Here is a 24,241-nt window from a genome sequence, read left to right on the forward strand (position 1 = left end):
GCGCTCAGTAGTGTGAGCGCAGCCGGCGAAGTCGCCGGAGGGAGAGGATCGCGATGTCGCGGATCGGAATCGTGCAGGAGCAGCCGGGTGAGGCGCGGGTCGCCGCGACCCCGGCGACCGTGCAGACGTTGAGGAAGCTCGGCCACGAGGTGGTCGTCGAAAAGGGTGCCGGCGCGCGCGCCTCGTACCCCGACGAGGAGTATGTGCGCGCGGGCGCCCGCCTGGTCTCCCAGGCTGAGGCCTGGGAGAGCGAGGTGGTGCTGAAGGTCAACCCGCCGACGGATGCCGAGATCGCCCGCCTCAGCGACGACGCCACCCTCATCGGGCTGCTCTCGCCGGCGCTGCGTCCCGAGCTCGTCGAGTCACTCGCGCAGCGGGGCATCACCGCCCTGGCGCTCGACGCCGTGCCGCGCATCTCGCGCGCGCAGTCGATGGACGTGCTCAGCTCGATGGCGAACATCGCCGGCTATCGCGCGGTCGTCGAGGCGGCGCACGAGTTCGGGCGCTTCTTCACCGGCCAGGTCACGGCAGCGGGCAAGGTTCCTCCGGCGAAGGTGCTCGTCGCGGGCGCCGGCGTCGCGGGTCTCGCCGCGATCGGAGCGGCGTCCAGCCTCGGCGCGATCGTGCGCGCCACCGACCCGCGTCCCGAGGTCGCCGACCAGGTGCGGTCGGTCGGCGGCACGTATCTCGCCGTCGACGTGCAGGTCGAGAAGTCGACCGACGGGTACGCGAAGGCCACCAGTGCCGACTACGACCGTCGCGCGGCGGAGATCTACACCGAGCAGGCCGCCGACGTCGACATCATCATCACCACCGCGCTCATCCCCGGGCGGGCGGCGCCCCGGCTGATCACCGCCGCAGACGTCGCGCTCATGACACCCGGCAGCGTCATCGTCGACATGGCGGCCGCCCAGGGCGGCAACGTCGAGGGGTCTGTCGCCGGCGAACGGGTCGTGACCGAGAACGGCGTGATCATCCTGGGATACACCGACCTGGCATCGCGCCTGGCGACCCAGGCATCCCAGCTCTACGGCACCAACGTCGCCAACCTCGTCGCCCTGCTCACCCCGAACAAGGACGGCGCACTCACGATCGACTTCGACGACGTCGTGCAGCGCTCGGTCACCGTCGTGCGAGACGGCCAGATCACGTGGCCACCGCCTGCGGTGCAGGTCGCGGCGGCGCCCGCGGCATCCGCTCCGAAGGCCGAACCCGCACCCGTCCCCGAGAAGAAGCCGATGACCGCCGGGAAGAAGGCCGGTCTCATCGTCGCTGGCATCGCCGCGCTGTTCCTCGTGAACGCGTTCGCGCCCGCACCGCTGCCGCAGCACTTCACCGTGCTCATGCTCTCGGTCGTGATCGGCTTCTACGTCATCGGCAAGGTGCACCACGCGCTGCACACGCCGCTCATGTCGGTCACCAACGCCATCTCCGGCGTCATCATCGTCGGCGCGATGCTGCAGATCACCGACGCCAACCCCGTCGTGCAGGTGGTCGCGGCCGTCGCGGTGCTGGTCGCCAGCATCAACATCTTCGGAGGCTTCGCGGTGACCCGACGGATGCTCAGCATGTTCACCCTCGGAGCGACGAAGGGAGCCGGCAAGTGAGCGTCGCCGCCTTCGCCGCCGCCGCGTACATCGTGGCGGCACTGCTCTTCATTCTCAGCCTCGCCGGTCTCAGCCGGCACGAATCCGCGCGCGCGGGCGTGATCTACGGCATCGCCGGGATGGCGATCGCGCTGGGCGCGACCCTGGCGCTCACTCTTGCCGACGCCTGGGGTGAGCCCGGGGCGACCCTCGGTCTCGGCCTGCTCGGCGCGGGCGTGCTGATCGGTGCGGCGATCGGGCTGTGGCGCGCCGAGGTCGTGCAGATGACCGAGATGCCCGAGCTGATCGCCCTGCTGCACAGCTTCGTCGGCCTGGCCGCGGTGCTCGTCGGCTGGAACGGGCACCTCGCGCACGCGCCGATCCCGCCGCAGCTGGTCGACATCCACAACGCCGAGGTGTTCATCGGCGTCTTCATCGGCGGTGTCACCTTCACCGGGTCGATCGTGGCGTACCTGAAGCTGTCGGCGAAGATGTCGTCACGCCCGCTGATGCTGCCCGGCAAGAACGTGCTGAACGTCGGCGCGCTCGTCGCCTTCGTCGCGCTCACCGTCTGGTTCGTCGTCGACCAGCAGCTCTGGCTGCTCATCGCCGTGACCGTGCTGGCGTTCGCGCTCGGGTGGCACCTGGTCGCCTCCATCGGCGGCGGCGACATGCCCGTCGTCGTGTCGATGCTGAACAGCTACTCGGGATGGGCGGCGGCCGCCGCCGGCTTCCTGCTGAACAACGACCTGCTCATCGTCACCGGTGCCCTGGTCGGATCGTCTGGTGCGTACCTGTCGTACATCATGTGCAAGGCGATGAACCGCTCGTTCCTGTCGGTCATCGCCGGCGGCTTCGGCATCGTCGCCTCCGCCTCCTCGGACGACGAGCACGGCGAATACCGGGAGATCACCGCGGCAGCCGCCGCGTCGATGCTCTCGACGGCCACCAGCGTCATCATCACCCCCGGGTACGGCATGGCCGTCGCGCAGGCGCAGTACCCCGTCGCCGACCTCGTCGCGCGGCTGCGCGAGCGCGGCGTCGAGGTGCGCTTCGGCATCCATCCCGTCGCCGGGCGTCTGCCCGGCCACATGAACGTGCTGCTGGCCGAGGCGAAGGTGCCGTACGACATCGTGCTCGGCATGGACGAGATCAACGACGACTTCGCGTCGACCTCGGTCGTGCTCGTGATCGGCGCGAACGACACGGTGAATCCGGCCGCGGCGGAGGACCCGGGAAGTCCGATCGCCGGGATGCCTGTGCTGCACGTCTGGGAGGCCGAGAACGTCATCGTGTTCAAGCGCTCGATGGCGGCCGGCTACGCGGGCGTGCAGAACCCGCTGTTCTTCCGCGACAACGCGCAGATGCTGTTCGGCGACGCGAAGGAGCGGGTGGAGGACATCATCCGCGCCCTCTGACCCGGCCGCCCCCGCCCGGACGCCCCTACGCCGACACCCCCGGTTGTAGCCGAGGCCCCCAGCTGTGAACGTCCACAGCCAGGGGTCTCGGCACGAACCCGGGGTCTCGGTGAAGAAAAGGCAGGCCGTCAGGCTCGCACGAAGCGCACCTCGGTGAGCTGCTCGCCCAGGAACGGCTCGGTGTGGCTCTCGCCGTCGAGGGTGAACCCGTTGCGCTGGTAGAACCGGTGCGCGCGGGGGTTGTCTTCGGCCACCCACAGGTAGCACGGCTCGTTCTCGTAGACGGCGGCATCGAACAGCTTCTGCCCGATTCCGGTGCCGTGGTGCTCGTCGAGCAGGTAGATGAAGTACAGCTCGCGCAGTGCCGGGGCATCTTTGTCGCGAGCCGGACCCGAGCCGACGAAGCCGACGATCTCGCCGTCGACCAGAGCCGCGCTCATGCGGAAGTCGTCGCCCTGGCGAGCCCAGTTCGTCCACAGCTCGGCCATGCGGCGAGGGGAGATGCGCTCGAGAGCGGCCTTGCTGATCAGGTGGTCGTAGGTCTCGTGCCAGCACTGCGCGTGGACGCGACCCAGGGCCTCCGCATCGACATCGCGGACGGGTCGGACGATGATCTCGGTATGGGCTTCGGTGCTCATGTGCGTGACTCTACGCGCCGCCGTCGCGGAGGTGAAATCGGCGACAGACACATGCGCGCGCATGTCGTGATCAGCCAATGAAGTTGGGTGATCCCTCGTGGATCACTACTATCGCCCCTTGTGAACGTGATCTGGCGCACCCTCCTCGTCATCCTCCAGGCGCGGCGGCGCACGCGCCGCGGCGGCGCCCTCGAGCCCTCGGCGGTCAGCCGCATCCGGCTCACCACGCTGCCGACCGACATCGACATCCTGCGTCACATGAACAACGGCCGCTATCTGTCGCTGTTCGACCTCGGTCGGTGGGACCTGCTGATCCGCACCGGCCTGTTCGACGCGATGAAGGATCGCGGCTGGTACGCGGTCGTCTCGAGCGAGACGGTCACCTTTCGCAAGTCGCTGGAGCTGTGGCAGCGCTTCGACGTCGAGTCGCGCTTCGTCGGTCACGACGACAAGGCGGTCTTCCTCGAGCACCGCGCCGTGGTGGACGGCGAGGTGTACGCGCGGGTGATCGTGAGCTCTCGGATGCTGCGCCGCAGCGGCGGCACCGTGACCAACGAGGAGCTGTTCGCGGCCGTCGGCAAGCCGTCCGGCCTGCCCGAGGTCGAGCCGTGGATCCACGACTGGGCGTCGGCGTCGGCGCTGCCGTCGACGAGGAAGCCCGCGCCCAGCATCTGGCGCTGAGCAATCCCCGCGGCAATGTAAAGAATTCTTGACATCGCGGCCGTTCGGGCCTTACTCTCCATGTAAAGAATCTTTGACATGGAGGTGCGGTCATGGTCTATCACGAACGCGTGGCGTGGGCGCAGCTCATCGCGTCGGTCATCACGATCACGGGCTACGTCGTCATCGTGCTCGTGCAGGCCGGCGGCGGCGATATCAGCACGGTTGACTGGTTGCCTCTGATGCTGTGGACGATCGGCGCGGGCATCGCGCTGAGCATCCTGATCAGTGTCGCGTGGGGCATCGTCGCCGGAGTCCGCGATCTGCAATCGGCGACCGCCTCCGACATCCGCGACCGCGACATCAGCCGGCTCGGCGGTCGTGTCGAGCACGCCTTTCTAGTGATCGCCGGACTCGGTGTGATCGCGCTGTGCGCCGTCGGCGCCGAGCTGTTCTGGGTCGCGCAGACGATGTTCGCCGGGTTCGCCGTCTCGGCATTCGTCGGCGGCATCGCACGGGTGACCGCCTACCGTCGCGGGCTGGTCTGATGGTCAAGCCCACGCTCGTCACCAACACGATCCGTGCGTGGCGTGAGCAGACCGGGATGACCCAGGCCGAGCTCGCTGCTCGGATCGGCGTCACCAGGCAGACGCTCATCGCGATCGAGCAGGGGAAGTACTCGCCCTCGCTCGAACTCGCCTTCCAGATCGCCCACGCGTTCGACGTGGGAATCGACGACGTCTTCCAGTATCCGGAGGCATGACATGGCCGAGACGATGAACGCGTGGGAGCAGGACCAGTACGGGCCCGCGTCGGGGGTGCGCCCCGCGCAGCGCCCGATCCCGCAACCCGGCAGGAACGAGGTGCTGCTGGCGGTGCGGGAGACCGCCCTCAACGCGGCAGACGTGCACCTCATGACCGGCGAACCGCTGCTGCTGCGGCTCGTGTACGGCATCCGTCGCCCGCGCAACCCCGTGCGCGGCATGGACGTCGCGGGCACGGTCGTCGCCGTGGGCGCGGGGGTCGCCTCGGCGCGCGTCGGCGACGAGGTCGTGGTCGAGCTGCCCGGCGGGGGAGGACTCGCCGTGTACGCGGTCGCCCCCGTCTCGCGGCTCGCGCACCGGCCGCCGACGGTGAGCGCGGTCGACGCCGCCACCCTGCCGATGGCAGGCGGGACGGCGTGGCAGGCGCTGGATGCCGCGGCGGTCGGCGACGGCCATCGCGTGCTCGTGCTCGGAGCATCCGGCGGTGTCGGCACCTTCGCCGTGCAGCTCGCGGCCATACGCGGAGCGCGGGTCGACGCGACCTGCGCTGCGCGCAATCGCGACGTGCTCGAGAAGCTCGGCGCCACCGCGATCGACCGCAGCACACCCGCGGTGCAGCTGCCCGCCGACACCTACGACGCCGTGATCGAGATCGCCGGCCGGGCTCCGCTGCGAGCGCTGCGCCGGCTCGTGCGCGACGGCGGGACGGTGGTGCTGGTCGGGGGTGACGACGGACGGGTGCTCGGCCCCGTGCCCCGGATGCTGAGGGCGGCGCTGCTCTCACTCGGCTCGCGCCGGCGCATCCGGTCGCTGGCCGCGACGGCCCGGCCGGAGATCCTGCGGCGGCTTCTCGAGCTGGCCGCCGCCGGCAGGCTGCATCCCGTGATCGAGCGCGGGTTCCCGTTCTCGGATGCCGGCTGCGCGCTCGCCCACGTCGAGGCGGGCCACACGGTCGGGAAGGTCGTCGTGCACGGCGGGGAGTGACGGCGTCGGTCGCGGCGGTCGGGCACGGAGGGTGGCGGCATCCAGCATCCGGATGCAAAAATGGAGGTGGCGTGCCTGTGTCGCATCTTCCCCGTGCTCCCATCGAGGAGCGGGTCGAACTTCCGCCAGGCCCCTGGACAGCGTCCGCCGCACCTTGTGAGGAGCACTCATGTCCATGCCCGAAACCGCCACCCTTCGACAGGCTCAGGGGCCCAGTCACGTGGCCACCCGCACCGCGCACCACCGCCGTTACCTGATGTGCCGGCCCGAGCACTTCACGGTCAACTACTCCATCAACCCGTGGATGGAGCCCGCGCGACCCACAGATACCGCCAACGCCGTCGCGCAGTGGCAGAAGCTGTACGACCTGTACCTCGAGCTGGGCCACGAGGTCGAGCTCATCGAGCCGCTCGCCGGCTACCCCGACATGGTCTACACCGCCAACGGCGGATTCGTGATCGGCGGGCGCGCCTACGTGCCCGAGTTCCGGTTCGTCGAGCGCCAGGGCGAGGCGCCCGCCTTCGCCGACTGGTTCCGCGCCAACGGCTTCGACACCGTCATGCCGCAAGAGGTCAACGAGGGCGAGGGCGACTTCCTGCTCGTCGGCGACGTGATCCTGGCCGGAACCGGCTTCCGCTCCACCGGCGACAGCCACCGCGAAGTGGGCGAGGTCTTCGGCCGCGAGGTCGTCTCGCTCACCCTGACCGACCCGCGGTTCTACCACCTCGACACGGCCATCGCGGTGCTCGACCCGGTGCAGGGCGTCGAGAACGGCGGACCCGAGCGCGCGAACATCGCGTACCTCCCCGGCGCGTTCGACGACGCCAGCCGCGCGATCCTCGAGGAGCGCTTCCCGGATGCGATCCTCGTCAGTGACGAGGACGGCGCGGTGTTCGGCCTGAACTCCGCCAGCGACGGCTACAACGTGATCATCTCGCCGCGGGCGACCGGCTTCGAGAAGCAGCTGCGCGAGCGCGGCTACAACCCGATCACTGTCGATCTGTCGGAGCTGCTGCTCGGCGGGGGCGGCATCAAGTGCTGCACTCTCGAACTGCGGGGTGCATGATGAGCGGCGTGATGGATCGCCCTTCGACAGGCTCAGGGGCCCAGGTGGGCTCAGGGGCCCAGGCAGGCTCAGGGGCCACGGTGGGCTCAGGGGCCCAGGTGGGCTCAGCGTCGAGCCCCGAGCCGCACGTCGCCGAGAACTACCACCCGCTGCCCGTCGTCGTCGCCGAGGGCGACGGCGTGTGGGTGACGGATGCTGACGGCAAGCGCTACCTCGACCTGCTCGCCGCCTACTCGGCCGTGAACTTCGGCCACCGGCATCCGGCGATCGTCGAAGCGCTCGTCGCGCAGCTGGGCCGCGTCACGCTCACCAGCCGCGCCTTCATGAACGACCAGCTCGAGCCGTTCGCCGCCGCGCTCGCCGAGCTGTGCGGCAAAGACCTCGTGCTGCCGATGAACACCGGCGCCGAAGCGGTCGAGACCGGCATCAAGGTCGCGCGCGCGTGGGGCTACCGGGTCAAGGGCATCGCCGAGGGCAGGGCGCGCATCATCGTCGCGGCCGGCAACTTCCACGGCCGCACGACCACGATCATCAGCTTCAGCGACGACGAGCAGGCGCGCGACGACTTCGGCCCGTACACGCCCGGTTTCGACACGGTGCCGTACGGGGATGCGGATGCGATCGCCGCCGCGATCACCGATGACACCGCCGCGGTGCTCATCGAGCCGATCCAGGGCGAGGGCGGGGTGATCATCCCGCCTGAGGGCTACCTGCGCCGGGTGCGCGAGATCTGCGACGAGAAGAACGTGCTGTTCATCGCCGACGAGATCCAGTCGGGACTCGGCCGGGTCGGCGAGACCTTCGCGTGCGACCGCGAGGGGGTCGTTCCCGACCTGTACCTGCTCGGCAAGGCCCTCGGCGGCGGCATCCTGCCCGTCTCGGCCGTCGTAGGCGATCGCGACGTGCTGGGCGTCATTCGCCCCGGCGAGCACGGCTCGACCTTCGGCGGCAACCCGCTGGCGGCAGCGGTCGGCCGGAAGGTCGTCGAGATGCTGAGCACCGGCGGGTTCCAGGAGCGGGCCCGCAAGCTGGGGGCTCACCTGGCGACCGACCTCGAGCCGCTCATCGGCCACGGCGTCACCGCGGTGCGCATCGCCGGACTTTGGGCGGGCGTCGACATCGACCCGGCCTTCGGCACAGGTCGCGAGGTCGCCGAGAAGCTGCGCGAGCGGGGCGTGCTCGTCAAGGACACGCACGGTCAGACGATCCGCATCGCGCCGCCGCTCGTGATCCGGGCGACCGAGCTCGACTGGGCCGTCGAGCAGCTGCGCCTCGTGCTCGCGGGCTGACACCCCGCCCGCACCCCGCCCGCACTGAGAAACCACTTTCGGCATGACGAATCACGCGTGAGCGTGTTTCTCACGCCGAAAGTGGTTTCTCGGCGTCAGGAGACGGTCGCGATGATCGTGTGCAGGCCGCTCGCGCCGTCGGGCGCGGGCGGCGCTTCGGCGTCGGTCTGGACGGTGCCGTCGACGGCGATCGCACGGCAGCGGATGCTGTGCTCGCCCGTCTCGGCGCGCCAGGGCATGCGCCACTGCACCCAGGTGTCGTCGGAGAGGGCGGATGCCAGCTCGGCGCGTTCCCACGGGCCGTCGTCGATCTGCACTTCGACTCTGGAGACCCCGGTGCCCGGCTGCCAGGCGATGCCGGCGATCACCGCGTCGCCGGCGTCGATGGCGCGGCCCGGTCGGGGCACATCGATGCGGGACTGCAGCTTGATCGGCCCGCGCTCCGACCAGCCGCGATCCGTCCAGTAGGCGCGAGCCCGGTCGAAGCGCGTCACCTCGAGGTCGGTGACCCACTTCGTCGCCGACACGTAGCCGTACAGGCCGGGCACCACCATCCGCACGGGGAAGCCGTGAGCCTGCGGCAGCGGTTCGCCGTTCATGCCGATCGCGAGCAGGGCGTCGCGATCGTCGGTGAGCGCCTCGAGGGGAGTGCTCGCGGTGAACCCGTCTGCCGAGGTCGACAGCACCATGTCGGCGTCGGCGTCGACACCGGCGCGCTGCAGCAGCTCGCGGATCGGGTACCCCAGCCAGACGGCCGTGCCGACCAGGTCTCCGCCGACCGGGTTCGACACGCACGACAGCGTCACCGCACGCTCGGTCAGCGGCAGCGCGAGCAGCTCGTCCCAGGTCAGGGTGACCTCGTCGGCGACCATGCCGTGGATGCGCAGCCGCCAGTCGGCCGGGTCGACAGCGGGCACGATGAGGGCGGTGTCGATGCGGTAGAAGTCGGGATTCGGGGTGATCAGGGGCGTCAGGCCCGGCACCTCGAGGGCGGCGGCCGGCGGCACGGCCGGCGCCGGCGTCGCCGGGCGCGGCAGGCGGAGCGCGTCGCGTACGGTCGACACCGCCGCCGAGCCCGCCTTCGTCACCGCGCCGGCGACGCCCAGGGCGACGCCGACGAGCGCGGTGCCGCCCGCCCACGCGAGGAAGCGACGGCGTGACGGGCCGGTCTCGGGCACGGATGCCGTGCTCTCGGCGTGCTCGGCGTGCCGCGGCGCGGCCGTCCCGACCGCGAGCGGAGCGCTGCGCACCAGCATCCGCAGCGCCGTCGCGGCGACCGCGCCGGCGATCACGGACGGCAGCCACGCCAGCATCCCGGCATCCGCTCGGGTGAGGGCGAGCGCGCCCGCGGCGACGCTGATCGCGGCGAGCGCGATCACTCCCGAGCGCGACCAGCGCACCTCGGCGACCCCGGCGAGGGCGGCGAGGGCGAGCAGGACGATCCCGATGCCCACGAGCAGCGCGGTCTTGTCTGCGGTGCCGAACCACGCGATCGCGGTGTCTTTCGCCCAGGCAGGAGCGGCATCGATCAGAGTGCCCCCGATCACCGCGAACGGGCTGGACGACGGGGCGATCAGCGACGCGAGCAGCTCGCCCGCGCCCGCGCCGAGCGCTGCTGCCGCGACACCCGCCAAGGCCGCCATTCCGCGCCGTCTGGGTGATGCATCCATCTCTTCAGGCTAGGCGCGCCGAGCCGCGCCCGGACGCGCCGCGAGACTTCCGTTCCAGCACGAGACCGAGCGCACCGCGCCATGTCTCGTGCTGGAAGCGAAGTCTCGCGGGATGGGAATCAGTCCTTGAGGAACGGTCCGGTGTCCTGCTGGCGGGCATCCGGATCGTCGAGGCCCGCCAGCTCGTCCTGCGCGATCAGCTCGTCGACGTCGAGCGTCGACGGCGTGGCGTCGACGTGGCTCTCGGCCGACAGCGCCCCCGGCGTCGCCCGCGCGGGGTCGGCCGGCGCGACGGGCAGCCGGAACGTGCGCTGCACGCGACGCACCCATCGCGGCTGAGCGCCGAACACGCCGTTGGCGTCGTGCGCCTCGACCTCGAGCCCGTAGTAGTCGCCGATCTTGTCGATGAACTGGGCCCGCTCGGCCTTCGCGTACGCGCGGCGCTCACGGCTGAACGCGACCACCGTCGACCAGCACATCAGCAGCATGACCACGCTGAACGGCAGCGCGATCGTGATGGCGGCCGTCTGCAGGGCCGTCAGGCCGCCCGAGAGCAGCAGCGCGATGGCGAGCAGTGCGGTGACCGCGACGAAGAAGACGCGGATCCAGCGCTTGGGCTCCGGCTCGCCGCCGGTGGCGATCATGCCCATCACCAGCGCGCCGGAGTCGGCGGAGGTGATGAAGAAGATCGCCAGGAGCAGGATCGCGCCGATGCTGACGATCGTCGATCCGGGCACGTTCTGCAGCAGGGCGAACAGGGCGCCCTGCAGATCGACCGTCCCGTCGGCCCTGGTGAGCGTGCCGGGCTCCCGCAGCTCGAGGGCGAGGGCGGATCCGCCCAGCACGGCGAACCACAGGATGCCGAGCAGTGTCGGCACGAGGATCACGCCGACCACGAACTCGCGCACCGTGCGACCCTTCGAGACCCGCGCGATGAAGATGCCGACGAACGGCGCCCACGAGATCCACCAGCCCCAGTAGAACGAGGTCCACGAGGCCTGCCACTGCTCGCCCGCCGCGCCCTGGTAGGCGCTGACGTTGAACGAAAGCCCCACGAAGTTCTGCACGTAGTACCCGATCGACTGCACGAAATCGCGCAGCAGAAACTCGGTGGGCCCGGTCACCAGCAGGTAGACGACGAGGATGCCCGCGAGCACGAGGTTGGCGTTCGACAGCCACTTCATGCCCTTGGTCACGCCCGACAGCACCGACATGAGCACGAACACCGAGATCACCAGGATGAGGATCACCTGGGTCGTCTCGTCGGGGTCGGCGATGCCGGCCGAGTGCAGGCCGGCGCTCATCTGCAGCACGCCGAGACCCAGCGAGGTGGCGACGCCGAACAGCGTGCCGACCAGGGCGATCACGTCGATCGCGTGGCCCCAGGCGCCCTCGACCTTCTTGCCGAGCAGCGGCTCGAGGGTCCAGCGGATCGAGATCGGACGACGACGGCGGTGGATGGCGTAGGCGAGAGCGAGGCCGATCACCACGTAGATCGACCAGGCGTGCACGCCCCAATGCAAGTAGGTCTGGCCCAGCGCCGCCTGCGCGAGCTGGGAGGGCGTGCCCTCGACCCCGGGGCGCGGGTTCGTGAAGTGCGACAGCGGCTCGCTGACGCCGTAGAAGACGAGGCCGATGCCCATGCCGGCGGCGAAGAGCAGCGCGAACCAGCTCATCGCCGAGAACTCCGGCTCTTCGTCGTCGCGGCCGAGCTTGATGTCGCCGAATCGGCTGAAGCCCATGAACAGGCAGAACGCGACGAAGAACGCGGCGATCAGCACGTAGTACCAGTTGAACGCGTTGACGATGCTCGTCTGCACCGCCTGGAACGCCGTCTCGGCGACACCGGGCAGCAGCAGGGCGAACAGCGCGAACGCGAGCACGATGATGGCGGCCGGCCAGAAGACCCACCGGAGCACCTGCGGGGTGCGCGCCGCCGAGGACGCGCTCGGATCGGACATCTCGCTGCTTCCGCTCATGCCGCCAACCGTACCCGGATCCGGCGAGGTCACGCGGGTGTGTCGTCGGGGTCGAGCGACTTCAGCGCGTCACGCTCGACGGCCGTGTCGGCCGTCAGCTGCTCTTCGGTGTTCTCATCGCCGCCGAGCGGGGCGTCATCGTCGGCGGCTTCGGACGCGTCGGCGGGGTCGGATGCGGGCTCACCGGCGGGTTCGGAGGCGCCGTCGGCGGGTTCGGACGCGTCGTCGGTCGATGCGTCCGGCTCCGCCTGCGCGGCGTCCTGCTGGCGCGGCAGGCCGCTGCCCAGCGGATCGTGTCCTGGCACGTGCGGGTGCTGGCCGTCGGGGGAGCCGTACATCGGGGTCTGCTCGTTCATGCCCGAGAAGGTATGCGCAGACGCCGGCGGCTGATAACCCCCTTGACAGTGCGTGGCCGCCGCACGAGCGCCCGCCGTTCAGTCCGCGTCGTCGCGAGGGGCGGCGAGCCGGATCGGAGTGGTGGCGGCGGACCGGTCATCGAACGAGCCGGGATCCATGGCCCGGATCACCGACAGCGGACGCGTCTCGTCGAGGGTCAGCCGGAACCGCCGTCCGTCACGGCGGCGCAGTCGGCCCGACGACAGCATCCACCCCACGCCGATCCCGAAGGCGACGATGCCGGCGATGCCGCCGACCGTGATGGCGGTGCGGGCCGAGAACGTGTCGACGATCCACCCGGCGATCGGCGCGCCGATTGGCGTCGATCCCATGATCACCGCCATGTAGAGCGCCAGCACGCGGCCGCGCAGCGCCGCGTCGGTGGTGGTCTGCACGTATCCGTTGGCGGTGGTGAGCATCGAGACCGTCGAGAAGCCGACGAGAACCAGCACCGCGGCGTACGTCGGGTAGGTGGGCATGGCGGCTGAGACGACGGATGCCACCCCGAACCCTCCCGCCGCGATCACGAGCACCCGCACCCGGGCCCGATCGCGCCGTGCCGCGAGCAGGGCGCCGGCCAGCGAGCCGATCGCGAGCACCGAGCTGAGCAGTCCGTAGCCGTCGGCGTCGCGCCCGAACTCCAGCGCCATCGTCGACGCGAAGATGGGGAAGTTCATGCCGAACGCGCCGATGAGGAACACCATCACGAACACGACGATGAGATCGGGCCGGCCCCGCACGTAGCGCAAGCCCTCGCCGAGCCCGCCGCCGCGTCTGCTCTTCACGCGCGGCCTGAGCTCATTGACCCGGATCAGCGTCAACGCGATGATCATCGCGAGGAAGGTGACGGCGTTGGCGACGAACACCCAGCCCGAGCCGAGCAGCACGATCAGGATGCCGCCGATCGCAGGTCCCACCAGGCGGGCCATGTTGAACGCCGCGGAGTTCAGCGCCACGGCGTTGGAGGTGTCCTCGAGGCTCACCATGTCGGACACGAACGCCTGCCTGGCGGGGGCGTCGAACGCGTTGGCGACACCGAACGCGGCCGCGAAGACGAACATCAGCGGCAGGGTCATCACGCCGGTGAGCAGCAGCGCCGCCACCCCGAGGGCGAGCATCAGGAGCGCGGTCTGGGTGCACAGCAGCACCTTGCGCCGGTCGAAGCGGTCGGCCACCCAGCCGGTCAGGCCCACGAGCACCAGGGGAGGGCCGAACTGCAGTGCCATGGTGACTCCCATGGCCGTGGCGTCGTTGTCGGTGAGCTCGGTCAGCACCACCCAGTCCTGGGCGGTGGCCTGCATCCAGCCGCCGACGTTCGAGATGACGCCGCCGAGGAACCAGGTGCGGTAGTTGAAGTTGCGGAACGAGCGGAACATGCCCGACGAGGCGCTCATGCGTCGGCCATCCTCTTCAGCAGCGCCGACGCGGCATCCAGCACGGCGAGCTCATCGTCGTCGAACTGCTGCGCGTCGATGAGGTCGGCCAGCAGACGGTTGCGCTTGCGGATCGTCTCGATCACGACGCTCTCACCCTGCGGGGTCAGCTCGACGTATACCCGACGCCGGTCGTGCTCGTCGGGCACGCGGATCACGAGGCCGAGCTCGGCGAGTCCGTTCACCGTGGCGCTCATGGTCGGAGCGGTCACGTGCTCGTGCTCGGCGAGACCGGAGAGGGTGCGCCGTCCGTGCACGCGCAGCGCACCGAGGGTGGCCAGCTGCGCATCGCTCATCGCGTCGAGCGCCCGGGCCGACCGAAGGCGCCGGGTGAGGCGGAACAGGGCATAGCGCAGCTCTGCGGCAGAGTCATCGGAATCAGCAGTCATTACTTAGATAGTCTAACTAACGTTCCTTTGACATGGTTCGATGAAAATCTTGTTCTTGATCCTGCGGTCGGCCCGGGGGCGAATGCGAGAATAATTCTCATGCCTCTCGATCTCGAAGTCGCTGTCCAGAACGCCGCCGGCATGCGCATCGCTCGCGAGGTCGGCGCGGCCAGAGTCGAGCTGACGCAGGCGCTCAGCCTCGGCGGGCTGACCCCGTCTCGCGGCACCATCGAGCTCGTCCGCGACGCAGGCGGGGAAGGCGGACCCGAGGTGCACGTGCTGATCCGCCCTCGCGCCGGCGACTTCCACTACGACCGCGACGAATTCGCCGTCATGGAGCGCGACGTGCGCGACGCGCTCGCCGCCGGCGCTCACGGCGTGGTGATCGGATGCCAGGACGCATTCGGCGAACTCGACCGAGACGGCCTCGCGCGACTCCGCGACGCCGCCGACGGCGCATCCGTCACCCTGCACCGCGTGATCGACACCACCCCCGACCCGGTCGCCGCGCTGCGCATCGCCCTCGAGCTCGGCCTTCGGCGCGTGCTGACCTCGGGAGGTGCCTCGCGTGCGGCCGACGGTCTCGACGTGCTGCGGGCTCTCGTGCGCGAAGCGGCCGGAGACATCGAGGTGATGGCGGGCAGCGGGATCACCGCCGCCGACGTGGCCGCCATCGCCGGAACCGGCGTCGACGCCGTGCACTTCTCGGCCAAGCGCACGGTGTCCGTCGACGGCGGCGTGCGGCTGGGGTCGGCCAGCGACGGCGTCGGAGGACACGAGGTCACCGACCTCGACGCCGCGCGCTCGATCATCGACGCCCTCGCGGCATCGCACGCGGTCTGACGAGCAGACCACCCGCGAGGGATCCGCTCCGTAGACTCGACACATGGCCACCCCGCGCACTGCTGAGTTCGTCGATGCCCACGGCATCGCCATCGTCTACGACGTCTACGAGGCGGCAGGCACGGCCCGGGGCGTGGTGCAGCTGCTGCACGGCGTGGGCGAGCACGCCGGCCGCTACGCCCGCACCATCGAGGTGCTCGTCGAGGCCGGGTTCCACGTCTACGCCGACGACCACCGCGGACACGGGCGCACGGGCATCCGGCAGCACGGCGATCCGGCGAAGCTCGGGCGCCTCGGCCGTGGCGGCATGCGCGCCGCCGTCGACGCGTGCTGGCAGCTGACCGAGATCATCCGCTCCGAGCGTGGCGACCTGCCGCTCGTGCTGCTGGGTCATTCGTGGGGGTCGTTCCTGGCGCAGAAGCTGCTGAATCAGCATCCCGAAGCGTACGACGCGGTCGTGCTCACCGGATCCGCCCTGCGGACCCCGACGGATCTCAACCCGCGCCCGCTGAACGCCCGGTGGAAGGGACCCGACGCGCACGGGCTCGAATGGCTCACGCGCGACGAGACGGTCTGGGCGGCGTTCCGTGACGACCCGCTGACGACCGAGGTGCCACTGCTCACCCTCTTCGGCCCGATCGAGGCGGCCCGGCTGTACGGACTGCCGAAGAAGAACCTGCTCGGGTCGCTGAGCTCGTCGAAGGGCATCCCGGTGCTGCTGATGGTCGGCGGCGACGACCCGGTCGGCGGCCCGCGCAGCGTGCACAAGCTCGCCGACGCGTACAAGAAACGGTCCGGCCTGACCGACGTGACGACGCTCGTCTACCCCGACGCGCGCCACGAGCTGTTCAACGAGCTGCAGCAGGACGACGTGCGCGCCGACCTGGTGGCCTGGCTCGACGCGCACATCCCCGCGCAGGGCTGAGGTGGCCGCCGTTCTGCAGTGGCTGATCGACGCATTCAACGCGCAGATCTCCGTCGGCTCGTCGTCGCTGCTCGTGCGCGAGGTGGTCGGCAACGTCTTCGGCCTCGCCAGCGCTCTCGGCGCGATGCGGCGGAGGCTGTGGGCGTGGCCGGTCGGCATCGTCGGCAACGTGCTGCTGCTCACCGTCTTCGTCGGCAGCGTGTTCGGCACCGAGCACGCGGCCAACCTGCTCGGGCAGGCCGGCCGCCAGGTGATGTTCATCGCCGTCTCGGTGTACGGCTGGGTGCGCTGGCGTCAGGCCCGCGACAGCGAGGGCCACGCCGTCACCCCGCGATGGGCGTCGGGTCGCACGCGCGTTCTGCTGATCGCGGCCCTGCTGATCGGAACGGCGGCGATCACGCCGCTGTTCCGGATGCTCGGATCGTACGAGCCGGTGTGGAGTGATGCGTGGACGTTCGTCGGGTCGCTGCTGGCGACCTGGGCGATGGCCAAGGGGTGGGTCGAGTTCTGGCTGATCTGGGTGGCGGTGGATGCCGTGGGCGTGCCGCTGCTGTTCTCGGCCGGCTACTACGCCACCGCGTTCATGTACCTGTTCTACGGTGCGTTCACGATCGTCGGCTTCTTCGTGTGGATGCGCGCATCGCGCGGCGACAAACCGCGCATCGACACCGACCTGCCCGACCCGACGGTGCGGGGCGGGCGCGGCTGAGCCGGGGCCCGACGGTGCCCGTGCCCGCGCGGTTAAGATCGAAGAGTGCATGGTGAGTACAAGGTTCCCGGTGGAAAGCTCGTCGTCGTCGACCTCGAGGTCGCAGACGGACTGATCCGCGACTTCCGTCTCGCGGGCGACTTCTTCCTGGAGCCCGACACGGCGCTCGAGGCGATCAACGCCGCCGTCGAGGGGATGCCCGTCGAAGCGGATGCCGCCACGATCGCCGCCGCCGTGCGCGCCGCCCTGCCCGAGGGGGCCCAGCTGCTGGGATTCTCGCCCGAGGCCGTCGGCACCGCGGTGCGCCGGGCGCTCGTGACCGCACCGGGCTGGCGTGACTTCGACTGGGAGATCGTGCACGAGAAGGCGGTCTCGCCGCGCATGAACCTCGCCCTCGACGAGGTGCTCACATCGCGCGTGGGGGAGGGGCGTCGCCGCCCGACCCTGCGCATCTGGGAATGGGACGAGTCGGCGGTCGTGATCGGATCGTTCCAGTCGTACCGCAACGAGGTCGACCCGGAGGGCGCGGCTCGCCACGGCTTCGACGTCGTGCGCCGCATCTCGGGCGGTGGCGCGATGATGATGGCCGCGGGGCAGATCATCACCTACTCGTTGTACGTGCCCGCATCGCTCGTGCAGGGCATGACCTTCGCCGACTCGTACGCCTTCCTCGATGACTGGGTGCTGCAGGCGCTGCGCTCGGTCGGCATCGACGCGACCTACCAGCCGCTCAACGACATCGCATCGCCCACCGGAAAGATCGGCGGCGCCGCGCAGAAGCGGCTCGCGAACGGCGGCGTGCTGCACCACGCGACGATCTCGTACGACATCGACGGCCAGGTGATGACCGAGGTGCTGCGCATCGGCCGCGAGAAGCTCAGCGACAAGGGCACCACGTCTGCAGCCAAGCGCGTCGACCCGCTGCGCACGCAGACCGGCATGGAGAGAGCCGAGATCATCGAGCGCTTCAAGGCGACCTTCCGCACGCTCACCGGCGCTGAAGACGGCGCGATCTCCGCCGACGAGTACGCGGCCGCCGAGGCTCTCGTCGAGAGCAAGTTCGCGACCGATGCGTGGCTGCACCGTGTTCCCTGACTGCGACGTGCCGTGAGCGCGACCTCTTCCGCCGGGGCCCTTGAGCCGGTTGCCACCTGGGCCCCTGAGCCTGTTGCCACCTGGGGCCCTGAGCTTGTCGAAGGGTTGGGCGATGCTTCGGCAGGCTCAGCAGCCCAGGGTTGGGTCCCTGAGCTTGTCGAAGGGCTGGGTGATGCTTCGGCAGGCTCAGCAGCCCAGGGTTGGGTCCCTGAGCTTGTCGAAGGGCCCCAGGATCGGCGGGCCCAGTGACCGGCACGCCCCACCCCGGCGCCGTCGACATCATCGAGGGTGACAACCTCGAGGTCGCCGCGTCGCTGGCATCCGGATCCTTCACCCTCGTCTACCTCGACCCGCCGTTCAACACCGGCCGCACCCGCGGCCGCGAGGTCGTCACCGCACGCCGCCTCGTGCCCTCCGACGCGGAGGCTGCCGAGGCAGAGCCGCTCGAGGTGGCGAAGGAGATCCGGTACGGGTTCCACGGGCACTCGTACGAGCGGGTGCGCGGCATGCTGCGCAGCTTCGACGACCGCTTCGACGACTACGGCGACTTCCTCGTGCCGCGGCTCGAGGAGGCGTGGCGGCTGCTCGCCGACGACGGCACGCTGTACCTGCACCTCGATTACCGCGAGGCGCACTACGCCAAGGTGATGATGGATGCCGTGTTCGGGCGCGACTGCTTTCTGAACGAGCTCATCTGGGCGTACGACTACGGCGCGAAGTCGCGTACCCGCTGGCCCACGAAGCACGACACGATCCTGGTGTACGCGAAGAATCCCGGGCGGCACGTGTTCAACGCCGACGACGTCGACCGCGAGCCGTACATGGCTCCGGGGCTGGTCACGGCAGAGAAGGCCGCGCGCGGCAAGCTGCCCACCGACGTGTGGTGGCACACGATCGTGCCGACCACCGGGCGGGAGAAGACCGGCTACCCCACCCAGAAGCCCGAGGGGGTGCTGCGCCGCATCGTGCAGGCGTCGTCGCGTCCCGGCGACCGGGTGCTCGACCTGTTCGCCGGTTCCGGCACCACCGGCGCGGTCGCGTCCGCGCTGGGACGGGATGCGGTGCTCGTCGACGACAACCCCGAGGCGATCCGGGTGATGCGCGAGCGGATGCCGCATGCCGAGGTGCGCGCGGTCTGACCCTGCGTGGTCCGACTCACCGCATGGGTGCCAGAGGCCACGCAGCCCACGGCCCTGAGCGGCCGGCGAGCGCCTCGAGCGCAGATGCCAGCCGCTCTGGCGGCACATCCTCGCCACGTGACCGGCTCGAGCTCGTTCCGTTGTCGAACGTCGTCTCGGATTCGATCCACGGCCGACGGCCGCGCCCGACGCTCTCCCGGTAGTGTCCGGTCACGACTGCGAGAACCTGCCGCTCGAGATCGTCGGCCTGGCCCGACCATTCCTCATCGCAGGCCTCGCATCCACAGGGCGGGTAGCGGAAATCGTGCAGCAGTCCGGCATGCAGAAGGAGGCCGGGGAACCCGGTGAATACGAAGGTCAGCGCCGCTGACGCCGAGTTGTTCGGCGTCACCCGCACGGCGCGCACGACGTCGTGGTGCGGGTGCAGCAGGTCGGCGGCGACCTCGATGCCCTCCAGCAGGTGCACGTCGTAGGTGCGGGCCAGATGAGCGATGAGCGCATCGGCGATCGCGTGCAGCGGAGCGAAGCGCTCGGTGTCGCGCTCGACCGAATAGGCGTCGTCGGGCGGCGAGTCCGGCCACCTGTGCCCGTAGTCGATCACGTGGCCGTCGTCGTCGCGGAAGACCGGCGACTCGATCGCGGGGCGCACATAGGGGGTCACGCCCCCATCCTCACGCAGAGCGGCGACGGGGTCTACCGCGCGACGCGGCGGTGCGCGGCGAAGGCGTCGCGCAGCGCGGTGCGCACGACATCGACCGCCTCGTGCGCACGCGACGCCGCACGCACGGCGGTGAAGACCTCGCGCACGGGCGAGCCGGGCAGGTCGGCGACGGTGAGCGGGCTGGGCTCGTCGCCCCAGATGAGGTCGGGCAGCATGCCCACGGCGTGACCGGATGCCACCAGGCGGACGTGCGCGGTGAGGTCGGCGGCTTCGAAGCGCACGTCGGGCTCGAACCCGGCCGCGCGGCACTGCTGCACGGTCCACTGCCGCACGGCGGTGCCCTCGGGCTCCATCACCCACACCCGGTCGCGCAGCTCAGGCAGGGAGAGCGGATGCTCAGTGGGCGGCAGCACGATGCGAATCGGATCCTCGCCGAGCAGCTCGTGCACCACGCCGTCGCGCTGCTCGCGGGTCTGCCCGGGATACTGCTCGGCGATCACCAGGTCGAACCGCCGCGCCCACAGCTCGAACAGGCTCTCTTCGGGCGGCAGCTCGGCGAGCTCGACACGCAGGCCCGGGGCGCGCTCGGCGAGCAGAGACAGCGCGGCCGGCGCGATGCTCTGCGCCGCGGTGGGCATCGCAGCGATGCGCACCGGCTCCCAGCCCGCGTGCGCTGTCAGCGCCGCGCGGGCCTCTTCGTCGAGCTCGAGAGCCCGGGCGGCGTGCTCGGCCAGCATCCGTCCCTGCGGGGTCAGACGCACCCTGCGTCCGTCGGGTTCGAGCAGCGTGACTCCGGCCTCTTTCTCGAGCAGGGCGAGCTGCTGCGAGACGGTCGAGGGGGAGTACGAGAGCGAGGCGGCGACCTGGGCGATCGTGCCGCGCAGCGCGAGTTCGTGCAGCAGTCTCAGCCGTCTCAGCTCGAACATGCGGGACTCTCCTCATTCTTCGTTTTCATCGAACATTATCATTCAGAAACGATCGCTTTTCTTGTACGGTGCGCGGCGGCATCCTGTAGCAATGAGCACTCCTGCGCCCGCCTCCGAAGCATCCATCGCCGAACTCGCCTCACTCGGCGACGACGCCGTCGCCCTGGTGAAGAAGTGGCTCGTCGAGAGTCGCGACGTGCCGACGGATGCCGCCGGCGAGCGTCTCGCGGGAGTGCTGCGCGACCCGAACGGCCTCGACTTCACCGTCGGATTCGTCGACGGCGTCGTGCGCCCCGAAGACCTCAAGGTCGCGGCGACCAAGCTCAAGGAGCTCGTGCCGCTGACGCCGGGCTTCCTGCCCGCGCCGATGCGCGCCGCGATCGGCCTCGGTGGTGCGACCGCCGGCATCCTGCCCGGTGTCGTCGTGCCGTCGGCCCGCGCCGTGCTGCGCCAGATGGTGCGCCACCTGATCGTCGACGCCCGCGACGAGAAGCTGGGTGCGGCGATCAAGCACATCCGCGAGTCGCAGGGCGTGAAGCTCAACATCAACCTGCTCGGCGAGGCCATCCTGGGCCGCGAAGAGGCCAAGCGCCGCCTCGACGGCACCCGTCGCCTGCTCGAGCGCGACGACGTCGACTACGTGTCGATCAAGGTCTCCTCCACCGTCGCCCCGCACAGCCCGTGGGCCTTCGACGATGCCGTCGCCGACGCCGTCGAGGCGCTGCTGCCGCTGTACCGGATCGCCGCGCAGGGCGGCCCGGGCGGTCAGAAGTTCATCAACCTCGACATGGAGGAGTACAAGGACCTCGACCTCACCATCGCGGTCTTCACCGGCATCCTCGACCGTCCCGAGTTCAAGAACCTCGAGGCGGGCATCGTGCTGCAGGCGTACCTGCCCGACGCGCTCTCGGCGATGATGCGTCTGCAGGAGTGGGCGGCCGCCCGCGTCGCCTCGGGCGGGGCGCCGATCAAGGTGCGCGTCGTGAAGGGCGCCAATCTGCCGATGGAGACGGTCGATGCCGAGACGCACGGCTGGCCGCTCGCGACCTGGTCGAGCAAGCAGGAGTCCGACTCGTCGTACAAGGCGGTGCTCGAGTACTCGCTGCGCCCGGAGCACATCGGCAACGTGCGCATCGGCGTCGCCGGTCACAACCTGTTCGACATCGCCCTCGCCTGGCTGCTCGCGAAGAAGCGCGGCGTGACCGACGGGATCGAATTCGAGATGCTGCTCGGCATGGCCACCGCCCAGGCCGAAGTCGTCAAGCGCACGGTCGGGTCGCTGCTGCTCTACACCCCCGTGGTGCACCCCGATGAGTTCGACGTCGCGATCGCCTACCTGATCCGCCGTCTCGAAGAGGGTGCCTCGCACGAGAACTTCATGTCGGCCGTGTTCGATCTCGACACCGATCCGGCGCTGTTCGAGCGCGAGAAGCAGCGCTTCCTGGCATCCATCCAGACCATCCCGACCGAGGTGCCGGCAGCCAACCGCACGCAGAACCGTCAGCTGCCAGACCCTTCGGCAGGCTCAGGGACCCAGAAGGGGTACGTCTTCCAGAACACCCCCGACACCGACCCGTCGCTGGCAGCCAACCGTGCCTGGGCCGACGCGATCCGCGCCCGCATGAAGAACTCGACCCTCGGTGCCGACACGGTCGCCGCCAACACGCTCAGCACCGCCGAGCAGGTCTCCGAGCGGATCGCTGCGGCCGTGGCATCCGGTGAGGCATGGCGCGCACTCGGCGCCGCCGGCCGCGCCGAGATCCTGCACCGCGCGGGCGACATCCTCGAGGCGCGTCGGGCCGACCTGCTCGAGGTCATGGGCTCCGAGGCGGGCAAGATCATCGAGCAGGGCGACCCCGAGGTGTCGGAGGCGATCGACTTCGCGCACTACTACGCCGAGAGCGCCAAGAAGCTCGCCGAGGTCGACGGCGCGCTCATGCAGCCGGTCGGGCTGACCGTGGTCACCCCGCCGTGGAACTTCCCGGTCGCCATCCCCGCCGGATCCACCCTGTCCGCGCTCGCCACCGGGTCGCCGGTGATCATCAAGCCCGCCCGCCAGGCGCGCCGCTCGGGCGCCGTGATGGTCGAGGCCCTGTGGGAGGCCGGAGTGCCTCGCGACGTGCTGCAGTACGTGCAGCTCGACGGCCGCTCGCTGGGTGAGCAGCTGGTCAGCGACCCGGCCGTCGGCCGCGTCATCCTCACCGGCGGCTACGAGACGGCCGAGCTGTTCCGCGGATTCCGTGCCGACCTGCCGCTGCTCGCCGAGACGAGCGGCAAGAACGCGATCATCGTCACTCCTGCCGCCGACCTCGACCTCGCCGCGAAGGATGTCGCGTACTCGGCCTTCGGTCACGCCGGCCAGAAGTGCTCGGCCGCCTCGCTCGTCGTGCTCGTGGGGTCGGTCGCGAAGTCGGAGCGGTTCCGTCGTCAGCTCATCGATGCCGTGCGCGCCTACGAGGTGGGCATGCCGGAAGACGGCAGAAACCGCATCGGACCGCTGATCTCCCCTGCCGAGGGCAAGCTGCTCAGCGCGCTCACCGAACTGCACCCCGGACAGTCCTGGATGCTGGAGCCGGAGAAGCTCGACGACGCCGGCCAGCTCTGGACCCCGGGCATCCGTGACGGTGTGCAGCGCGGCAGCGAGTTCCACCGGGTCGAGTACTTCGGACCCGTGCTCGGGGTGATGACCGCCGACTCGCTGACCGAGGCGATCGACATCGTCAACGACATCGACTACGGCCTGACCAGCGGTATCCACTCCCTCGACGTCGACGAGGTGCAGCAGTGGCTGGCGAACATCCAGGCCGGCAACGTGTACGTCAACCGCGGAACCACCGGTGCCATCGTGCAGCGGCAGCCGTTCGGCGGCTGGAAGAAGGCCGCCGTCGGCGCCGGCTCCAAGGCGGGCGGCCCGAACTACCTCGTCGGGCTGGCGGAGTGGACGGATGCCACGGTGCAGACGAGCACCTCGCTCGACGCGCTCGCGTCGTCGGCCGTCGCACTCGTCGACGGTGCCGACGCCGAGTGGCTGCGCGGCGCGCTGGCCACCGACATCGACGCGCTGGCCGCCGAGTTCGGCATCGTGCGGGATGCCACGGGTCTGGTCACCGAGCAGAACGCGCTGCGCTACCAGGCGCTGCCCGTCACGATCCGCTACGAGGGCGGCCGTGTCGCCGAGCTGCTGCGCGTCGCCGCCGCCGGCGCGCGGCTGCGCGCACGGGTGACGGTGAGCACGGCATCCGCTCTGCCCGCGCCGGTCGTCACCTGGCTGGGTGCGCACGATGTCGTCGTGGTGACCGAGGACGCCCAGGCCTGGGCCGGGCACGCCCGTCGCCTCGCCGCCGCGGGCGGACGCGTGCGCCTGATCGGCGCCGACGCGCTCGAGACCGCGACGGCCGTCGACGGGTCGCCGAGCCTGGCGATCTACGCGAACCCGGTGGTCTCGGCCGGCCGCGTCGAGATGCTCACCTTCGTGCGCGAGCAGGCCGTGTCGATCACCGCGCACCGCTTCGGCACCACGCACCGCTACGACGTCCCGCTGCTCGAGCCTGTGCGCTGAGTCGCGGGTCGGGCTGCGCTTGCTCGCTTCGCTCTTCGCGCCGGCTGGGCCCATATGGTCGCCTCCTCTCGGGTGAGGCGACCATTCGGGCCCGGCCGACGGCGTGCGGGCG

General features: G+C 70.3%; 22 protein-coding genes. 14 read left to right on the forward strand and 8 right to left on the reverse strand.

All coding sequences use genetic code 11. From position 1 onward, the window contains the following. Nucleotides 1-53: 53 nt before the first annotated feature. Both ACWIDW_RS06555 and pntB read left to right on the forward strand, forming a co-directional pair. A complete protein-coding gene (locus ACWIDW_RS06555) occupies nt 54-1,607 on the forward strand; it encodes a Re/Si-specific NAD(P)(+) transhydrogenase subunit alpha (RefSeq protein ID WP_454123917.1) in 1,554 nt (517 codons plus the stop codon). After that, entirely contained in the window at nt 1,604-3,004 is a 1,401-nt protein-coding gene (gene pntB / locus ACWIDW_RS06560) for a Re/Si-specific NAD(P)(+) transhydrogenase subunit beta (RefSeq protein WP_454123919.1), read from the forward strand. The genes ACWIDW_RS06555 and pntB overlap by 4 nt, the downstream gene beginning before the upstream one ends. A gap of 128 nt (nt 3,005-3,132) precedes the next feature. Here the strand turns inward: pntB and ACWIDW_RS06565 are convergent, their stop codons facing one another. After that, nucleotides 3,133-3,642 carry an N-acetyltransferase family protein gene (locus ACWIDW_RS06565; RefSeq protein ID WP_454123921.1) on the reverse strand — a complete coding sequence of 170 codons (510 nt, stop codon included), beginning with the start codon at nt 3,640-3,642 and terminating at the stop codon, nt 3,133-3,135. A 120-nt stretch (nt 3,643-3,762) separates the two neighbouring features. Between ACWIDW_RS06565 and ACWIDW_RS06570 the strand changes: the two genes are divergently transcribed. From ACWIDW_RS06570 to rocD, 6 genes are all read left to right on the forward strand, one after another. Further along, complete coding sequence (locus ACWIDW_RS06570; protein ID WP_454123923.1) at nt 3,763-4,323, forward strand: acyl-CoA thioesterase; 561 nt, start codon at nt 3,763-3,765, stop codon at nt 4,321-4,323. Nucleotides 4,324-4,415: 92 nt separating this feature from the next. Continuing rightward, complete coding sequence (locus ACWIDW_RS06575) at nt 4,416-4,850, forward strand: hypothetical protein (RefSeq protein ID WP_454123925.1); 435 nt, start codon at nt 4,416-4,418, stop codon at nt 4,848-4,850. Then, nucleotides 4,850-5,065 (forward strand): helix-turn-helix transcriptional regulator, encoded by a 216-nt coding sequence (locus ACWIDW_RS06580; protein WP_454123927.1) that lies wholly within the window; start codon nt 4,850-4,852, stop codon nt 5,063-5,065. The genes ACWIDW_RS06575 and ACWIDW_RS06580 overlap by 1 nt, the downstream gene beginning before the upstream one ends. Before the next feature lies 1 nt (nt 5,066). Then, complete coding sequence (locus ACWIDW_RS06585) at nt 5,067-6,050, forward strand: NAD(P)-dependent alcohol dehydrogenase (RefSeq protein WP_454123929.1); 984 nt, start codon at nt 5,067-5,069, stop codon at nt 6,048-6,050. A 169-nt stretch (nt 6,051-6,219) separates the two neighbouring features. Beyond that, complete coding sequence (gene ddaH / locus ACWIDW_RS06590; RefSeq protein ID WP_454123931.1) at nt 6,220-7,116, forward strand: dimethylargininase; 897 nt, start codon at nt 6,220-6,222, stop codon at nt 7,114-7,116. An 11-nt stretch (nt 7,117-7,127) separates the two neighbouring features. Beyond that, a complete protein-coding gene (gene rocD / locus ACWIDW_RS06595; RefSeq protein WP_454123933.1) occupies nt 7,128-8,405 on the forward strand; it encodes an ornithine--oxo-acid transaminase in 1,278 nt (425 codons plus the stop codon). A gap of 95 nt (nt 8,406-8,500) precedes the next feature. Here the strand turns inward: rocD and ACWIDW_RS06600 are convergent, their stop codons facing one another. From ACWIDW_RS06600 to ACWIDW_RS06620, 5 genes are all read right to left on the reverse strand, one after another. Continuing rightward, nucleotides 8,501-10,075 carry a molybdopterin-dependent oxidoreductase gene (locus ACWIDW_RS06600; protein WP_454123935.1) on the reverse strand — a complete coding sequence of 525 codons (1,575 nt, stop codon included), beginning with the start codon at nt 10,073-10,075 and terminating at the stop codon, nt 8,501-8,503. Nucleotides 10,076-10,194: 119 nt separating this feature from the next. Beyond that, nucleotides 10,195-12,054 carry a BCCT family transporter gene (locus ACWIDW_RS06605; protein WP_454123937.1) on the reverse strand — a complete coding sequence of 620 codons (1,860 nt, stop codon included), beginning with the start codon at nt 12,052-12,054 and terminating at the stop codon, nt 10,195-10,197. A 29-nt stretch (nt 12,055-12,083) separates the two neighbouring features. Beyond that, nucleotides 12,084-12,410 (reverse strand): hypothetical protein, encoded by a 327-nt coding sequence (locus ACWIDW_RS06610; protein ID WP_454123939.1) that lies wholly within the window; start codon nt 12,408-12,410, stop codon nt 12,084-12,086. 78 nt (nt 12,411-12,488) lie between these two features. Then, the gene (locus ACWIDW_RS06615; RefSeq protein WP_454124503.1) at nt 12,489-13,826 is read right to left on the reverse strand and encodes an MFS transporter; all 1,338 of its coding nucleotides are present in this window, start codon (nt 13,824-13,826) and stop codon (nt 12,489-12,491) included. A gap of 14 nt (nt 13,827-13,840) precedes the next feature. Further along, nucleotides 13,841-14,272, reverse strand: coding sequence for a MarR family winged helix-turn-helix transcriptional regulator (locus ACWIDW_RS06620; RefSeq protein WP_454123940.1), 432 nt, complete (start codon nt 14,270-14,272; stop codon nt 13,841-13,843). 99 nt (nt 14,273-14,371) lie between these two features. On the opposite strand from ACWIDW_RS06620, the gene ACWIDW_RS06625 reads away from it, so the two are divergent. The 5 genes from ACWIDW_RS06625 to ACWIDW_RS06645 all read left to right on the forward strand — a co-directional run bounded on the left by ACWIDW_RS06625 (nt 14,372) and on the right by ACWIDW_RS06645 (nt 18,983). Beyond that, a complete protein-coding gene (locus tag ACWIDW_RS06625) occupies nt 14,372-15,115 on the forward strand; it encodes a copper homeostasis protein CutC (RefSeq protein WP_454123942.1) in 744 nt (247 codons plus the stop codon). A gap of 43 nt (nt 15,116-15,158) precedes the next feature. Further along, complete coding sequence (locus ACWIDW_RS06630; RefSeq protein ID WP_454123944.1) at nt 15,159-16,040, forward strand: alpha/beta hydrolase; 882 nt, start codon at nt 15,159-15,161, stop codon at nt 16,038-16,040. A 1-nt stretch (nt 16,041) separates the two neighbouring features. After that, the gene (pnuC, locus tag ACWIDW_RS06635; protein ID WP_454123945.1) at nt 16,042-16,749 is read left to right on the forward strand and encodes a nicotinamide riboside transporter PnuC; all 708 of its coding nucleotides are present in this window, start codon (nt 16,042-16,044) and stop codon (nt 16,747-16,749) included. 45 nt (nt 16,750-16,794) lie between these two features. Beyond that, nucleotides 16,795-17,844: a lipoate--protein ligase family protein gene (locus ACWIDW_RS06640; RefSeq protein WP_454123947.1), complete on the forward strand. Its 1,050-nt coding sequence runs from the start codon at nt 16,795-16,797 to the stop codon at nt 17,842-17,844. Between the two features lie 245 nt (nt 17,845-18,089). Next, a complete protein-coding gene (locus ACWIDW_RS06645; RefSeq protein WP_454123949.1) occupies nt 18,090-18,983 on the forward strand; it encodes a DNA-methyltransferase in 894 nt (297 codons plus the stop codon). Nucleotides 18,984-18,999: 16 nt separating this feature from the next. Here the strand turns inward: ACWIDW_RS06645 and ACWIDW_RS06650 are convergent, their stop codons facing one another. Beyond that, nucleotides 19,000-19,644, reverse strand: a complete 645-nt coding sequence (locus ACWIDW_RS06650; RefSeq protein ID WP_454123950.1) for a DUF6226 family protein — start codon at nt 19,642-19,644, stop codon at nt 19,000-19,002. 32 nt (nt 19,645-19,676) lie between these two features. Then, nucleotides 19,677-20,570 (reverse strand): LysR family transcriptional regulator, encoded by an 894-nt coding sequence (locus ACWIDW_RS06655; protein WP_454123951.1) that lies wholly within the window; start codon nt 20,568-20,570, stop codon nt 19,677-19,679. A 91-nt stretch (nt 20,571-20,661) separates the two neighbouring features. On the opposite strand from ACWIDW_RS06655, the gene ACWIDW_RS06660 reads away from it, so the two are divergent. Then, nucleotides 20,662-24,129, forward strand: coding sequence for a proline dehydrogenase family protein (locus tag ACWIDW_RS06660; protein WP_454123953.1), 3,468 nt, complete (start codon nt 20,662-20,664; stop codon nt 24,127-24,129). Nucleotides 24,130-24,241 lie beyond the last annotated feature (112 nt).

This window comes from Microbacterium sp. NPDC055312, from assembly GCF_053645675.1.

What these genes read in the sequence shown, in the direction of transcription:
- ACWIDW_RS06555 (WP_454123917.1), top strand. Translation starts at nt 54, where the DNA reads ATGTCGCGGATCGGAATCGTGCAGGAGCAGCCGGGTGAGGCGCGGGTC.
- ACWIDW_RS06565 (WP_454123921.1), bottom strand. Translation starts at nt 3,642, where the DNA reads ATGAGCACCGAAGCCCATACCGAGATCATCGTCCGACCCGTCCGCGAT.
- ACWIDW_RS06575 (WP_454123925.1), top strand. Translation starts at nt 4,416, where the DNA reads ATGGTCTATCACGAACGCGTGGCGTGGGCGCAGCTCATCGCGTCGGTC.
- ACWIDW_RS06580 (WP_454123927.1), top strand. Translation starts at nt 4,850, where the DNA reads ATGGTCAAGCCCACGCTCGTCACCAACACGATCCGTGCGTGGCGTGAG.
- ACWIDW_RS06585 (WP_454123929.1), top strand. Translation starts at nt 5,067, where the DNA reads ATGGCCGAGACGATGAACGCGTGGGAGCAGGACCAGTACGGGCCCGCG.
- ddaH (WP_454123931.1), top strand. Translation starts at nt 6,220, where the DNA reads ATGTCCATGCCCGAAACCGCCACCCTTCGACAGGCTCAGGGGCCCAGT.
- rocD (WP_454123933.1), top strand. Translation starts at nt 7,128, where the DNA reads ATGGATCGCCCTTCGACAGGCTCAGGGGCCCAGGTGGGCTCAGGGGCC.
- ACWIDW_RS06600 (WP_454123935.1), bottom strand. Translation starts at nt 10,075, where the DNA reads ATGGATGCATCACCCAGACGGCGCGGAATGGCGGCCTTGGCGGGTGTC.
- ACWIDW_RS06605 (WP_454123937.1), bottom strand. Translation starts at nt 12,054, where the DNA reads ATGAGCGGAAGCAGCGAGATGTCCGATCCGAGCGCGTCCTCGGCGGCG.
- ACWIDW_RS06610 (WP_454123939.1), bottom strand. Translation starts at nt 12,410, where the DNA reads ATGAACGAGCAGACCCCGATGTACGGCTCCCCCGACGGCCAGCACCCG.
- ACWIDW_RS06615 (WP_454124503.1), bottom strand. Translation starts at nt 13,826, where the DNA reads ATGTTCCGCTCGTTCCGCAACTTCAACTACCGCACCTGGTTCCTCGGC.
- ACWIDW_RS06620 (WP_454123940.1), bottom strand. Translation starts at nt 14,272, where the DNA reads ATGACTGCTGATTCCGATGACTCTGCCGCAGAGCTGCGCTATGCCCTG.
- ACWIDW_RS06625 (WP_454123942.1), top strand. Translation starts at nt 14,372, where the DNA reads ATGCCTCTCGATCTCGAAGTCGCTGTCCAGAACGCCGCCGGCATGCGC.
- ACWIDW_RS06630 (WP_454123944.1), top strand. Translation starts at nt 15,159, where the DNA reads ATGGCCACCCCGCGCACTGCTGAGTTCGTCGATGCCCACGGCATCGCC.
- ACWIDW_RS06655 (WP_454123951.1), bottom strand. Translation starts at nt 20,570, where the DNA reads ATGTTCGAGCTGAGACGGCTGAGACTGCTGCACGAACTCGCGCTGCGC.
- ACWIDW_RS06660 (WP_454123953.1), top strand. Translation starts at nt 20,662, where the DNA reads ATGAGCACTCCTGCGCCCGCCTCCGAAGCATCCATCGCCGAACTCGCC.